Consider the following 14,242-nt stretch of genomic DNA (forward strand, 5'->3'; position numbering starts at 1 on the left):
CTGCACACTGAGTTATTAGAATATATTATTTTTATTGAGGCACCTTTGTTTTTGATGAAATAATTTAAAAGTAAGATTATTAAGGGCAATAAATAAAAAATGAAGCTTAAAAGAAGTAAGCCGAAAACAACTACTTTAATCTGATCTACAGTCATGTCATAATACATTTTCACACAAAATATTACCCCAAAATCTATTAATGTAATAAATAATATGGGTCTTATAATAAAATAAAGCCCTATACTATTAAAAATGCCTATTTTAAAAACTTTAGAATTCATCAACTGGAAGATACTTTCTTCTAAGATTTTTTAGAAAAAGTTAGCGCGAGTATACAAACTCGCGCTTATTTTTTTAAATACCTGTTTATCAGTTGCTTACATTATTTTAAAAAGCCCCTTTTAGGGGTTTTTGTATGCACTTTTGTATTCAGTTCAGGTTCTAACTTATAGGGCTAAATTAGGATTTTAATTGAATACAAGCAAGCTACCAACCTACTTTTTTAATATTCTTTATCTTAATTAAGATAAAATTTATTTCTTAAATATAATTGTTAAATTACTTTATGGTCAAATGTTTACGGAAAACCGTAAGGAGTTCGAAAAAGTTTGACATATCAATCAAACCGTAAATATTCTACGGCTTTACTGTAATCTTTGGATTTTCATAATTTTAACTTTGTGTTTGCCTATTAATTGAGCAAAAAATACACAATTATAAATATGTAACATTCTGTAATAAAAAGGTTTAAATGTGTAAATACTTTGTATTTATTAGTACTTTACAATAAGTATTAATCATAAAAAGTATTAACATGAAAAAATTATTTTTATTAATTACAGGAATTTTTCTTTTAACCTTTACAAGTTGTAATCCAGAAGCTTTAAATGAAGAAGAGAATAATACAATTGAAGCAATTGACAAAGACAAAATCCAACACCCTGACGACAGGGGATAAGTTTTTAATAATTCTTATTTCAATAGGTGCTGTGATTGGTTTTACAGCACCTTTTATACATATTTTTTTAGATAAAGATTCGGAAATCGAAGTTTTTGGTTATTACAACGCTAGAATGTTTTTTTATGCGGTTGGAATACCAATTACATTGTTTGTAGGCAGTGTTTGTACTTACTTTTCTTCTATGTTTATACACATATCATTGATAAAAAAGATAATGACTTTTATATCTTTTATGTTAATGGCTATATCGATTTATTATATAACTTGGTCAATTTGGGCGAAAAAGGATTTTAACGATTATCTTTATTATTCATCAATTATAATTTTATCGCTTCTAGTAAGTTATTTGTTTTCAATTTTGATAAAGCGTACAACGAAAAATGCTGTTAGATTGTCAAATATAGGCAGAAATGTAAAAGTTTTACAAGATGATTCTAAAACAATAAATGATATAGCTTCAATTATGCCCTCAAAAGAAGAAACCATAACTTACAAAGCAATGATTGACGTTACAGGTGATAGTATTGATAGTTCAATACAAAAAATCGAAAACGAGATCAATAAAGATTAAATTTTCTTCGACAATGGACGATAAAGAGTTGGAAAAAATAAAAGATGAGCTTCTTAAAAAATTAGAATCTGAATTTAAAGAATCTGAAACAATTCAATGGTTTATCGAAGTTGAAATTTTAAGATTAGCCAACAAAGAAACTGACTACGAAGAAATAAAAAAAATAGCCCGATTAACATCGAAAATTTTGAAAAAGAAAAAGAAATAGTTAGCCCTTTGAATCACTATTTTTATCCTTTTTAAGCAAATCTAACGATTTTTGGGTAGCGAAATCATTGATTTCTTTCCTTATAATTAATTTAAGAGCCTGCTTCACTTTAGAGTCATTTACCAAAGCATTTAGTAGTGCTAGACTAAAATCATCTGAATTTTTATAATTATCGTTTAACTCGGAATAATTGTCAACATACATATTCCCTTTTCCTGTCAATAACCAAGTTGGATTAATTTCTTCGTACGTATTTAGATATTTTTCTATATTTAGTTCTGTCAATCCCGTCTTTTTATCTAAAACTCCGTTTGAAATGCCTGTTTCGATATAAAATTGACGTTTGCTAATCCCTTTATCTTCAATATGTTTAAGTATTCTTAACTTAATTTTAGAGTAAAATTGCTCCATAGTTTTTGATTATTGAGATAAATATCTATATTTGTGTAGACATTTATACTTATGTTCACAGGCTGTGAAAGAAAGATTTCTTTTTTTTCATGTTAATACTAAAGTTCTTAAATCTTTCACAGCCTAATTTGACGTAAAAATATGTTTATATAATAACAAGTCAAGATAATAAAATAAAAAGATTAGAATTTTAAATAAATTCATAAATAATACAGTGATAAAACTTATACACTGTAAAAGAATAGACTTACTAAATGAATGTTGTTTACTTTTCATGGCTTGAGTTTTGAGGTTGTTATAGTGAAGATTCCCTTATTCCCTTTAACTGTATTGCTTTTGTAATAATTAATAAATAAAAGATTATGAAGCAAAAACTTGCAAACTATTTAAAACTAGGAATTCTATTTTTTGGAATTTCTTTGTTAGTACTTGGTTGTCAAAGTGATGACCAAACTATTGTAAATGATGAAAACTCTCATCTACAAAAAGGGAGAATTGAGAATTTCAGTAAATTAAATTCATTTGTTGAAATTCTCAATAAAAAACCTAAAGACGAAGTTGATGGTAAAACAACTTCATTAGAAACTACCAATGGCTTTGATGTTATTTACGACCAAGACTTGTATATTCAAGAAGAGAATGGCGTAGAAACATTTTCAATTCCAATTCACAAACACAACCAAAAAGCAAAAACGTTTAGTAACCTAATAATCAGTTTTAGTGACACTGAACCCACAGAAGCTTTTATACTTACCTATCATCCTAGTGATGATTATTTAATGACAGTAACAACAAATGAGCAAGCACCATTTCAAGGTAGTATAAGTTCTGAACCTGTCAATTATGATGGAAGTTTAGATAATTTGAAGTCCAACGGTTTAGATTGTAGAACAGTAAAACTTAAATATTGTAATTGGGGAGAACAGCCTGGTGATTTTCATGTTGGTGGTGATAATTGTACAGTGGGTTATTATTGGTTTGAATATGTTACTATTTGTTTTGATGATGAACCAAGTTTAGTTGACATACCAACCTCTAGTGGTGGAAGTGATTCAAGTCCTAGCGGGAATAACCCAGATTACTCAACTGCTGGAAGTTCAAATACCAACACTACTAATGATGAGCCTGCTGTAGTTCCTAATATACCAAGAACATACAATAGATTACAAATAGATGACTTATCTCTTGAAGTCACGGAATGGTTAAACAACAACCCTTTAGTTGAAGAAGAACTTATAGATTTTCTTGAAGAAAACAATTGGTCTGAAGGGGCTAAAGAAGAAGTTAGACTAACACTTTTAGAAGAATCTATTGCTGATAATGAATGGGATTATTCTCAAACAGGTAAATTTAATGGACACGAAGCATTAAGGTATATAGCTGTTGCAGAGCGTTATGACCATAAAATGTACAAACTTGCCAGCGGTCATACACTCTGTGAATCAACTATTAGAAGAATTATAAATCCCGAAGATGCAAACACGATAGGCGCTCAAGACAATGCTCAAGACAATTATTATTATGTTAAAATTAAAGATTTTCCAAATGCTACTGACGAACAATCGGAAATAACTGGTAGATGGTATGACTATAAAGTACCACCACAAGCAAATAATGCCGATTGTATATCATGTGGCTTAAATCATTTATTATCTCTCATAATAGAAAATTCATTAGTAACTTTTGGACGTTATGTAGTTCCATTAGAAGACGTGCTGATAGTAGTTACAGGAAAAGATTTCTATGGTGTAGAATCTAGTGCCGCATTTTCGGGTGCTATGTTACTTATGGAAGTTGTACATGTCGATGACATTGTAAGACTTGTAAAATATGTTAAATATGCAGATGAAGCTATTGACGTTGCAAATGCTGTTTTTCGATATGTAGATGATATTTTTAAAGCACAAAAAAATCAAATACAGGACGTACTAGATGGTGTAATTACTCTTGATATTGGAAATAACATTAGAAGAGGAAATTTTGGAGAAATGGTAACAGATGTTCATTTGACATCATTAGGTTTTGAGCCATTACATGCACGTGTAGCTGATATAAACCAATCCTTAAATCATGGAATTGATGGAATTTTTAAAAACCCCCAAACTGGAGAGTTTTTAATCGTTGAGAGTAAGTATAACACTTCTAGTTTAAGTAATACCTTAGATGGAAAACAAATGTCAGATGATTGGATTTTAGGAACAACTACGGGAAACAACAGAATAGTCGCCGAAGTTGGAGAAGAATTAGCACAAGAAATTATCGCTAGTGGATATACTAGAATCGTTAGTAGAATTTTACCAGACGGAACTAATTATTATGTTAAAGTTGACGGTAATGCTAACATAATTCAAGTATGGTTTCCTACATTGTAAAAAAAATATAATTTATGTTAAGAGATAGCTATAAAGACTTAAAATATTTTGAGGAATCAATTACGAAACGTGAAAACCTCATAGAAAAAAATATTAATCAAGTTAAAAATGGACAAGTTGCAGAAGAAAGAATAAAACAAGTAAAGGAATTTAGAATTGGTTTGTATAAAAATAATTTAACAGCAAGATATTCTGCGGGTATTACTTTAGGTTCAAAAAAAGCCTTAATGTCTGATTATATCAATGCAGTCGAATTAATGGATGAAACTTGGACTCCAAAAGTATGGAACATGAAACATCCTGTAAGGAAAAAAGAAGTGATAACACTTAACCAATATACCTTTTCAGGTTTTTTAGACTTTTCTAAAATGCTATCATTAGGTATATTACTAGACGTTCCAAAAGAATATGTTTTAAAGCTTGTTAAATTTATAGATGGTGATGAAGTAAAAGATTTCTTTTTAGAATTTCTAATTAGTTATTTAATTCCAACAAGGGAAGAAATAATCGAAGAAAGTTACGCTGAGTTTTTCCACGTTAATGAGCGTTATGGAATCTTAAAGGAAATAATTACGGAACAGGATAAAATAATAGCACAAGAAAAATTAAAAATTTTTCTAAATAAATTGTGGTATCCTTCTTTTAAGGGAACGCCATTATATAATCAACACAATAATCCACATAATACGTATGTGGGCTATTGGTGTTTTCAAGCAGCAGCTATTACTAAAATAATGCAGCTAGATGATAGTAGTTACAGGAACAATAAATATTATCCAAAAGATTTAGTTTAATGAAAAAAGTAGTTTTTAGCATTCTACTTTTATTGAGTAGTATGTATTTATACTCCCAAGACCAACCTAAACATGGAACAATAGTTTTTGAATCATGTGAGTATATAGCCAATAAACATTTAGCACCTTCCGAACAGGAAAAAAAGCTAGAAAAAGAAAGAATGCGAAATAGTATTAAAAAGAATCTTGATGAAAAAAATCCAGACGAATTTATTAATTCAATCCCAAAAACATACATACAAACGTATGGAGATTCCTTAAAATGCACATACACATTAGATATTTATAAAAATGTATATGAAGCAAAAAAGACATGTGATTATTTTAAAAAATCCACAAATGAAATATATGAGCAACTCAACAGGGAAACTCTTGAATACAATGTCGTTAATAGAGATATAAACACTAATACATATACCATTTTTCCGAAACGAAAAAATTATCAATTTTCAATTTCTGATACGCATGAAATTACTGAATATAGAAAAGAAACAAAAAAAATATTAGGGTACGATTGCTTTAAAATAGTACTTAAAAGAAAGAATCTAAATGGTCAGCGCTTAGATGTTTTTAATATAGAAATGTTTGTAACAGAGGAAATAAAACTTAATTACAGTCCTATAATTAAATACAAAGATATATTGGATAAATATTATCCTCTTGAAGTGACTAAAAAGCCAAAAATAGAAAGAATGATTGAAGTAATAACATGGAAAGCTAAACGTATTGAAATTGAAAATATTTGACATGTAATATCACTATTTAAGTTGATTAATAGCCTTAAAAATCAATCAACTTTAAATCCTAAAAATGACAACTAACAACACAGAAATCGTACAAATACCATCTGAACTATTTACCACATGGGAACTATCAATGCTAATCATTGGCATAGGTTGTTTGGGAATTTTAATATTCCTCTCCATTGTGATATACAATTACGTACATCGTTTTGATTGGGATGATGAATTACATAGATAAAAACACGTCGAGAACAGTATCATTTTTTCACTTTTAAGCTACTACTAAAAAAGGCACTTCATCTCTTGTGCTTTTAGGTTCAAGACGTGTTTAGATGCAGAATTTTTTAAGTTGATTCTGCTGTTTAGGGCAAGGCGATGTAAGGTAAGGTTTCAAACGCATCGTCTTGCTATCTAAAACAAAAATAGGTAAATAATGTCCATAAAAAAATTAGAGCGCATCAAATGGTTTATTTTCGGTTTCTTAATCGGCTCATTAACTACAAGTGCTGTTTTTGTTTTTATCGCTTTGTATTGGCTAGATAGCTAAGAGAATAATTTACCCTAATCCTAATTATCGTAAAACTACAATTATTCTGAAGCTGAAAACCTCAATTCCTCTTTAATTGAGGTTTTCTTTATTATTACAATAAAAGCACATCACTTTCATTGCTGGATGCTTTTGGAACTAATTCCGCATATTTTTTAGGATGTAGTTTTTTAAACTCCTGCTCCCAAACAATATGAAAGCCATTTCCATAACGTCCGCGTGTTTCCATCAAAAAGTCTTTAACTTCCACAATTTGGTCCACAATATGCATCCACTTTTGGTCGCCTTTAAACCTACCTTGCTTGGTGACTTCGAACATGAGAATAAATGAAATATTCGGATATTTTTTAATATATCTATCCTCAAACTCATGCGGCTTCATCTTGGTACGGTCAATATAGCTGTTGATTAAATCAATAAAAATATATTGAAATTCCCCTGAAGCACATTCAGCATCCAAATCCTCTAAGGTATTAAAGTCTGATGCTTCTGCGTTTGGATTGGTATCGAGTCCAGCTAATGCCCATAAATCTTGCGTGTTTTTAATAATTCCCTGATCGGCGAAATTGTAGAGTACTTTGCCAAATTTTGTCAAATACGCGGCAAGCTGACAAGCCCCTGCGGTTTTTCCATTTTTGGGTTTTCCCGAAATTCCTAAATTCATGCGCTTGGTGGCATTGGGTAAGAAGTTCTCCCAGCCGTTGTCAAATTGCAGCGTTTCAAAGTGCATACTCATGAGTTCTTTGGAAGTAAGCGTACGTTTTTTTCTTGATTTTTTAGATGTTTTTTGAGTCTTACGGACAACCTTTTGTTCCTGGTACTTATTTTCAAAACTAGCATCATGATGAATTCTTGAAATTGGCTCTGCACTTAGTGTTGTAGTATGATTGCTTATCGGTAGCGACTTAGTTTCCGAATCATCAATGACAAGAATGCTAGTGCCTAAACCGCTTTTTTTTTAACTTTAATCACAGCACCACCATTGATAAAACGATATCCTTTATGTAGTTTCCCATCTTTTCTAAGTCCTGTACATTTCACTCGATTGGTACATAAGCTTCTTGCAGGAAGTGAAAGTCCGATTTGTTCAGGCTCAATCTTCACCGTTGGTTTCTCAAGATAATTTTCCAATGCTGACTTAGCATCTATAAGCTGTTTGTACAAACGATTTGTTTTTTTTATCCTTCCTTTGATTATAGCATTATCAATTCGCTTGATGAGTCTTTCTACCTTTTTGGTATCAGGTTTTAACCCTTGTAAGGAAATATAGGATTTTAAAAGAGTCACAGCATAATTTATTTTTTGCCCTTTCACATACTCCTCTATTTGACGAAACAGTTTTTTATCAGTAAATTCAATATCAGCATCACTCTTGGTTGGGTTGACTGTATCGAATAGGTTAACGACCTTTGTGTTTATTTTGGTGAATAAATCAGCTTCAGCATCGGTTTTACGAACCGAACGGTCTATGGCAGCTTTTTGAAAGGCTAAGTATATAAGCTGAATTTTTCTAAAGCTTGTCGTTTGATGAAGTCGAACAAGATTATAAAAACGTCTGATAAGCCTGTATTGTGTTGAATAACGATTGACCATTGTAACATCCACTACCTTTTTTACCATTTTGGTACTTGTTTTTTTCGAGGTAGCCTTTGTCACTTGTTTTGATTGTTTCGGATTGGAATAATAATTAGGGTATTGCTTATATAAAATGTTTTCTAAAATATCTTTTTCAAAGAAAAAATCAAGTTCAGTAACTCCATATTCTTCCGTAAATTCATGACTTCTTTGCTGGGTTAATTCCTCAATGGAAATATAGCCCGCTTCTGCATTTTGGGTGTCACCATTGAGTATCACATATCCAAATAGCATATTTCTGTCTTCTGCAATATCGGTGATATACCAATCGGTAGTACCATGAAAGTAATGAGCATATATAGTACTCTTTTGAATATTATCTTTCTGCTGCGTTTTGGGAATGCTGGCAAGTTCTTTTTCTACACGCTCAATAATACTATCATGTTTGTGACTATTTATTTCAATTAAAGCCTGCTTTTGATTGTAAGGAATAAGACGTTTAAAATAGGTTGTATTGTCTATTTGTGTTTTGGTAGATAAGCGTCTTGTAGTCTTGTTTGTTTGAGGTTTTCTCACAGGCTTTTTTACTTTTGAAACTGAAGTTGTACTGCTTTTTTGTCCAGTTGATTTTTTCTTTAAGGTAGAATTTACTTCTTCTATAAATACCTGAATTTGATTTTGAATTTCTTCGATTTCCAATGTTTCAGGAACATCAACTGCCGTTTGTATCAGCAGTTCTATATCCGCTAAATTGTCTTTAGTAACATCACTTACCTTTGACCAGTCAATTTGGTCTTTTTTCTCGAAATAGTTCTCTAGTGTAATCATTGTGTTTAATTTTTATGCGGCTCTTTTTCGTTTTAACTGTAAAGCAATTGCTTTGGCTTTGGCTATTTTTATTCTCTTTATTTTAGTAGCTAGTTTTGGATTTTCTTCTTCAGGAATTGAACATGTATCTTGTGCTACTTCGTTGAACTTATAACTAAGTAAGTGATTGAGTTTTTCAAATTCTTTTACTCTAGTTTCAAAATCTGCACCAACTACAGAAAGCTTTTGTTTTTCCTCTTTGATTTTATCTTCTAATCTATCTTGAAACTCCTTTGTTGACAGCTCCTCATATTCGGTTTGCGTAGCCTTTAATTCTTGCTCGAACTTCTCTAATATTTCACTTGTTTTGGCTTTACTATCAAGCCCTACGGTTAAGAGTGTTTTTTCAATCTTTTTAAACTTGGATACCGTTTCTTTAAAGGCTTCAAAATAATATGGGTTGCTGTATAGTTTGATGAGTTTGTAATATTTGGAAAGCGTCTGTAATAACAGTACATCTTCAAAACCATTAGTAGTAAGCTGAATTAACTGATTTTGTAATTCTTGTAAACGCTTTACTTTTTGTGCTGCTGCCTTTGGTAAGTCTTCTGCGTTTATGTGTACCATTTCATAGAAATAAATGGTTCGCTCTAAAGTTGTGTGTATCTCTATATCTTGCAAACGGTTTAAAGCCGCATCAACATCTTTAATTAGCTTTTCTTTTAGAGATGTATATTTCTCTTTTATTTCATCAAAAGTTTGAATATCCGCAATTCGTTTGTTGAGAAAACTCATCTTTGAGCGCAAGTCAAAGGCAAGTTCGTTGAGTTCAAAACTCAGCAGTACTTTGGTGTCAGTGATAAGCGCATACTTAATCTCATTGGGATTAAGACTTTCTTCATCCAGTACATTACCACGATTGGCTTTGCTCCAAATATCATTGATACGCGCGGTTTTCTCCTCTAATTTCTGAAATACAAAAATATCCATGCTATTTTCCATCAGCGGCATGGTAATCCTTACAAAAGCATTCTCATTTTTTTGTCGCCATATACGTCCCTCTACTTGTCGCAAATCCGTAGGATTCCAATCAGGATATAAATTATACAAGTCAGTAGCCTTTTTTTGTAGATTAATCCCTTCTCTGATGGCGGAAGTACCAATGATAACCTTGCAAACTCCTTCATTAAACGCTTGCTTTATCTTTTCCTTTTTAGCCGTTGATATATCGCCTGTGATAAACTCTACTTCGTCTACTTTTTTTCTTGGATTGCTCTTTAATGGTCTATTTTTTTGAAAACCAACAACCACTTCTAAATACTCTTTGATGTATTTAAAGAAATCTTTGCCACGATTCATATAAATAACTTGTCCTGACATGGGCAAACTTCGTTTCTCATACCACTTTTTAACACTGGCAATACACTCCATTGTGTATTTTATTTTTGGCGCACTGTCAATAAAATCGATAAAGTCTTTAGGCATTCCATAATTTAGATACGGACTAAGGGCATTGTTAAGACTTTTATTTAAAAGCCGTAAGAGTCTGTTTGGATCGGTTTGAGATGCGCCTTTTGATGCTTCACTATTAAATTCTTTTTGAAACGCTTGTTGTGTAGGCGTCATCTTTAAGTAGGTGAGCAATTGTTTGTCTTTGGGTAGTGGCTGTATTCCTTTATCGGTTTGTTGTGAGGTTTTGGGTAAATTTATTTTGCAAGGTCTTGGAATGTCAGCTTCTTCTCCAGTTTTGTAATTGATATGGGAGTTAATTAACTTTTGTAGTGATACTCTGTTATTGAAACTTTTGACAATGTTTTTAGACTTGATTTTCCCTTCAATGGTGATGACATTATCGGTGGTTTCTTGTATATACTGCTCAAAAAAGGTGCGAATGTTATAGATACCCCAACTGCGCATATACTCATAGGCAACTAGTGATAACATAGAATAGATTTCCATCGGACTGTTGGTAAAGGGTGTTGCAGTGAGTAGCATCACATTTCTACCGTAGGTTCGTTGAATATAATTACACAAAAAGAAAGCTTTGATTCCTCTCTCTGAAGTACTTCCTGTAATATGAAAATATTTTCCGTTTTTTTGGTCGCCTTTAACATCCGCAAAGATATTTTTAAAGTTATGCGCCTCGTCAATCACGATATAGTCAATCCCTAAATCTTCAATATCGGCAACGGTGTTTTTAAGCCCAACTCCAATAATGGCTCGAATTCGTTCATAATCTTTTTCAGCTTCTCTTTTACTCTTGTGAGTGTTTTGTTCCAAAATATCAGCAAGATGCATGAAATGTTCGTCTTGGGTACGCTGATTAAATCCGATTTTTTCAAGTCCTTGATACGTGATAAGTGTAATAGACTTCTCAGGTACTTTTTTTGAAAAATCAAGATATGAATAATCGCTTCCTAAATTGAACCATTTATTTACAGTGATGTTGGTTCCTGTTAAGATACCCTGCATGGTATCACTTAAACCAAGCATTTCGTTTAGCCAATTGCCGTAGGTTGAGTTGGGAACAACAATGAGTGGACGTTTGCATTTGCCATTTAAAATAGCAGAAGCTGTTTCAATGATGGCAGTGATGGTTTTACCTACTCCCACATCATAGGCAATGATACCTGAACCGATAAGTTCCATAAAGGCAATCCCTTCACGCTGGGCGGCTCTAATATCCAAATCCAAGCCCATAAACTTTTTTGACACCTCGATGGCAATTGGAATTTTATGATGCTGTAGCGGGGCTATGGCATTATAATGACTGTTGTAATATGCATCAATTCGCAATTGGTCGGTAATGGTCAGTGCTGTGTGTAGAAACTCTTTAAAAAGACGCTCGCCTTCGTTGCGTGTGATTTTCTTTAATTCACGCCATGCAATTTTTTCAATATCCATCGGTTTGCGACTATTGCGCAAGTAATACTTTGTAATCTCACGTGCATTTGTATGATGAATTTCTTCTTCATCTAAAGAACGTAACCATTTAATGTAAGCTTGTTTGAGTGTAGAAGCTTCTTCTATGATAACGCCTGTTTCTAATTTTAAACTGTCTACAGTAAATTCTCCTGTAAACTCTGAAATGGCTAAAATTATAGGACGCTCTTTTTCAATTGGATTTTGAATTGAAAGTGGTGTTGGTTTGTTAGCTTCTAAAACTTCTAAATGGTTTATAAAAACGGCTTCTCCATGATTTTCTATAACATGCTCACGAATCTTTGCAAGCCTATCTATTTTGGTGTACATATTTCCAAAGACAAAGACTGGAAAGGGTACATATCCGTTTTGAATCGGGTCAATAAATAAAAAACCACTTGCTACAAAATATGCCAATCGCTCTTGTGTCATATCCACATGATACGCCTTCCAATTTTCCATTGGAACACCCATTTGTCTGCGATACCAAACCCATGCTTGAATTTCTTCTTTAGAGATACCCACATTATGCTTGACAATACTTTCTTCAATAGTATAGGTTGGTGTAGCTGGTTTTCCAAGTCCTACACTGATAAGCCTTTTCAATCTTCCTTTAGAAGCTTCAATTAGGGCGAGCGTATCTTTATGTAAACTACCTTTGTAAACTTTCATATCTTTTTCTTTTTAATTGCAAGGCTATGGCTTTTGCTTTGGCAATACGTATTTTGTTCTCTTTGCTTTTTTCATTCATTTTAGTAACTCGCAACACATCTTGTTTTGTTCCTTTTACCATCACAGGAAAATACAGTGAGGTGGTTACATATTCTTTGCCAGCAATCTTTTCAGGATGCTGTTTAAACCAATTATCATCACTGGTGATACTGACAAAATCCATCTTTACAAGCTGTTTTCAATATGTACAATACAAGCACTGGCAGTGAGGTTTTCACGAGCCATCATTTCAATGATACGCTGTTCAATGTTTTTATATCCTTGCTCATCTGCAATGGCTGTATATACATTGGGTGCATTTTGAGAATTGACCTCTGTAAGCGCGTTTTTTATATGTGTTCTGAGTTGTGTAATCATTTGCGTCTGAGTATGATAATATCTGTTGGTACTTCTGTATGTTTAAATACTTTAGGCATTCGGTAGGCATCTACAAATTCAGCAATACCTCCGATACGTTCTTTGGCTTTTAAGTAGGTGTCTTTGTTTCGCAAAAATGAAGACGCTGTAATAAAGACAAGCAATCTACCTTTTTTAAGTAATTGCAAGGATTGATACATAAAAAACTGTTCAACTTGCTTGAATTTTAAAGACTTGAAATAGGGTGCATATCTACCTAAATATTTTCCGTAGGGAGGATTTCCTATCACCAAATCAAATGGAGCATTCTCAAGCCATGTTATATCGTTTTTTAGCTTATTGGTATAACGTGGTGGTTGCAAAAAAGCGGTTTCAAAATACTGATTGTAAATAGTAGCTTTGGGCACTCTTTTTTTGGCTATTTTGTAATTCAGCGTATCCAGTTCAAAAGCCGTTACATTTTGTGGTTTGTCAACTACAGTTAAAAAGTTTCCAGTACCACAAGCAGGCTCTAAAATCTGTCCATTTGTATTAAAACCATAGCGAATCGCAAGTTTATACATCACCTCACATAACCAAACAGGGGTGAAAAATGAGTATAAAAGGTTTTGCTTATCCTTTGGCTCATAGTTTTCCAATACTGCTAAATCAGCTTTAGAAAGCGTCTTTTTGGTTAATATGTTTTCAATCTCTATACTCATTTAGTTTTACTTATAATTCATAAATCACGACTATTGAAGTTTATTTTACCTGCTGATAATTTCTACCTTTTGGCTGATTAACTCTAAATTCAAATCAAGATGAAAAAAAAGAATCTTAAATCTTTAACACTTAAAAAGAGTACTATTTCAAGCTTTGAAATACAAGAAATAAAAGGCGGTACTTCAACAGAACCTTGTAAAGTCACATTTACAATAGGGATAATAATAGCTTCTTATGCGGTATGTCCTGATGATAGAGTAACCGATAATGGTTGTGTTTCAAACGGAGGTGAATATTCATGTGATTGCACTGTAGCATAGATATAATGAGCGAACTACAAGGTTCGCTTTTTTACACCCTTATCGTAAATTCTTTCCCAAAAGCATTGATAGTAAGCTCGTAATGCAACGCATTTTGCGATATGTATTCTAGTAGCGTATCAAGCTGTGTTAACAATCCTACCGTTACTAGTTCCACTTGTAAATCCTCAATGATATAAATCCCATTGGCAGGCAACTCAAAAGATGAAATATCCGTGTC

At 32.3% G+C, this 14,242-nt stretch carries 16 protein-coding genes; 8 read left to right on the forward strand and 8 right to left on the reverse strand.

Annotation, left to right across the window (positions count from 1 at the left end; translation table 11 throughout):
* Window positions 1-814 precede the first annotated feature (814 nt).
* From C8N46_RS20575 to C8N46_RS15500, 3 genes are read left to right on the forward strand one after another with little or no spacing between them, the layout of a single operon-like run.
* Window positions 815-958, forward strand: a complete 144-nt coding sequence (locus C8N46_RS20575; protein WP_158269172.1) for a hypothetical protein — start codon at window positions 815-817, stop codon at window positions 956-958.
* A complete protein-coding gene (locus C8N46_RS15495) occupies window positions 918-1,532 on the forward strand; it encodes a hypothetical protein (RefSeq protein ID WP_146169842.1) in 615 nt (204 codons plus the stop codon). Before C8N46_RS20575 ends, C8N46_RS15495 begins: the two co-directional genes overlap by 41 nt.
* A 13-nt stretch (window positions 1,533-1,545) precedes the next feature.
* Window positions 1,546-1,740 (forward strand): hypothetical protein, encoded by a 195-nt coding sequence (locus tag C8N46_RS15500; protein WP_108115823.1) that lies wholly within the window; start codon window positions 1,546-1,548, stop codon window positions 1,738-1,740.
* Here C8N46_RS15500 and C8N46_RS15505 read toward each other — a convergent pair whose 3' ends face one another.
* On the reverse strand, window positions 1,741-2,151 hold the full coding sequence (locus tag C8N46_RS15505; RefSeq protein WP_108115824.1) for a hypothetical protein: 411 nt from the start codon (window positions 2,149-2,151) through the stop codon (window positions 1,741-1,743). It lies immediately after the preceding gene.
* Between the two features lie 362 nt (window positions 2,152-2,513).
* On the opposite strand from C8N46_RS15505, the gene C8N46_RS15510 reads away from it, so the two are divergent.
* The 4 genes from C8N46_RS15510 to C8N46_RS20580 all read left to right on the forward strand — a co-directional run bounded on the left by C8N46_RS15510 (window position 2,514) and on the right by C8N46_RS20580 (window position 6,298).
* A complete protein-coding gene (locus C8N46_RS15510) occupies window positions 2,514-4,523 on the forward strand; it encodes a hypothetical protein (RefSeq protein ID WP_108115825.1) in 2,010 nt (669 codons plus the stop codon).
* A gap of 14 nt (window positions 4,524-4,537) precedes the next feature.
* Window positions 4,538-5,317: a PoNe immunity protein domain-containing protein gene (locus tag C8N46_RS15515; RefSeq protein WP_108115826.1), complete on the forward strand. Its 780-nt coding sequence runs from the start codon at window positions 4,538-4,540 to the stop codon at window positions 5,315-5,317.
* A complete protein-coding gene (locus C8N46_RS15520) occupies window positions 5,317-6,063 on the forward strand; it encodes a hypothetical protein (protein ID WP_108115827.1) in 747 nt (248 codons plus the stop codon). Before C8N46_RS15515 ends, C8N46_RS15520 begins: the two co-directional genes overlap by 1 nt.
* 64 nt (window positions 6,064-6,127) lie before the next feature.
* On the forward strand, window positions 6,128-6,298 hold the full coding sequence (locus C8N46_RS20580) for a hypothetical protein (RefSeq protein WP_158269173.1): 171 nt from the start codon (window positions 6,128-6,130) through the stop codon (window positions 6,296-6,298).
* 403 nt (window positions 6,299-6,701) lie between these two features.
* Here C8N46_RS20580 and C8N46_RS15525 read toward each other — a convergent pair whose 3' ends face one another.
* From C8N46_RS15525 to C8N46_RS15550, 6 genes are all read right to left on the reverse strand, one after another.
* Window positions 6,702-7,343 (reverse strand): hypothetical protein, encoded by a 642-nt coding sequence (locus tag C8N46_RS15525; protein WP_146169843.1) that lies wholly within the window; start codon window positions 7,341-7,343, stop codon window positions 6,702-6,704.
* Between the two features lie 206 nt (window positions 7,344-7,549).
* On the reverse strand, window positions 7,550-8,881 hold the full coding sequence (locus C8N46_RS15530; protein ID WP_158269174.1) for a hypothetical protein: 1,332 nt from the start codon (window positions 8,879-8,881) through the stop codon (window positions 7,550-7,552).
* 141 nt (window positions 8,882-9,022) lie between these two features.
* On the reverse strand, window positions 9,023-12,583 hold the full coding sequence (locus C8N46_RS15535) for an SNF2-related protein (RefSeq protein WP_108115830.1): 3,561 nt from the start codon (window positions 12,581-12,583) through the stop codon (window positions 9,023-9,025).
* Complete coding sequence (locus C8N46_RS15540) at window positions 12,564-12,806, reverse strand: hypothetical protein (protein ID WP_108115831.1); 243 nt, start codon at window positions 12,804-12,806, stop codon at window positions 12,564-12,566. The genes C8N46_RS15535 and C8N46_RS15540 overlap by 20 nt, the downstream gene beginning before the upstream one ends.
* 2 nt (window positions 12,807-12,808) lie before the next feature.
* A complete protein-coding gene (locus C8N46_RS15545) occupies window positions 12,809-13,000 on the reverse strand; it encodes a hypothetical protein (protein ID WP_108115832.1) in 192 nt (63 codons plus the stop codon).
* Complete coding sequence (locus C8N46_RS15550) at window positions 12,997-13,701, reverse strand: Eco57I restriction-modification methylase domain-containing protein (protein ID WP_108115833.1); 705 nt, start codon at window positions 13,699-13,701, stop codon at window positions 12,997-12,999. The genes C8N46_RS15545 and C8N46_RS15550 overlap by 4 nt, the downstream gene beginning before the upstream one ends.
* 99 nt (window positions 13,702-13,800) lie before the next feature.
* Here C8N46_RS15550 and C8N46_RS15555 point away from each other — a divergent pair, with 99 nt between their 5' ends.
* A complete protein-coding gene (locus C8N46_RS15555) occupies window positions 13,801-14,022 on the forward strand; it encodes a hypothetical protein (RefSeq protein WP_108115834.1) in 222 nt (73 codons plus the stop codon).
* 31 nt (window positions 14,023-14,053) lie between these two features.
* Here C8N46_RS15555 and C8N46_RS20585 read toward each other — a convergent pair.
* Window positions 14,054-14,242: hypothetical protein (locus C8N46_RS20585; RefSeq protein ID WP_158269175.1), on the reverse strand; the 189-nt coding region annotated here is incomplete at its 5' end.

This window comes from Kordia periserrulae (genome assembly GCF_003054265.1).
GTDB lineage: Bacteria > Bacteroidota > Bacteroidia > Flavobacteriales > Flavobacteriaceae > Kordia > Kordia periserrulae.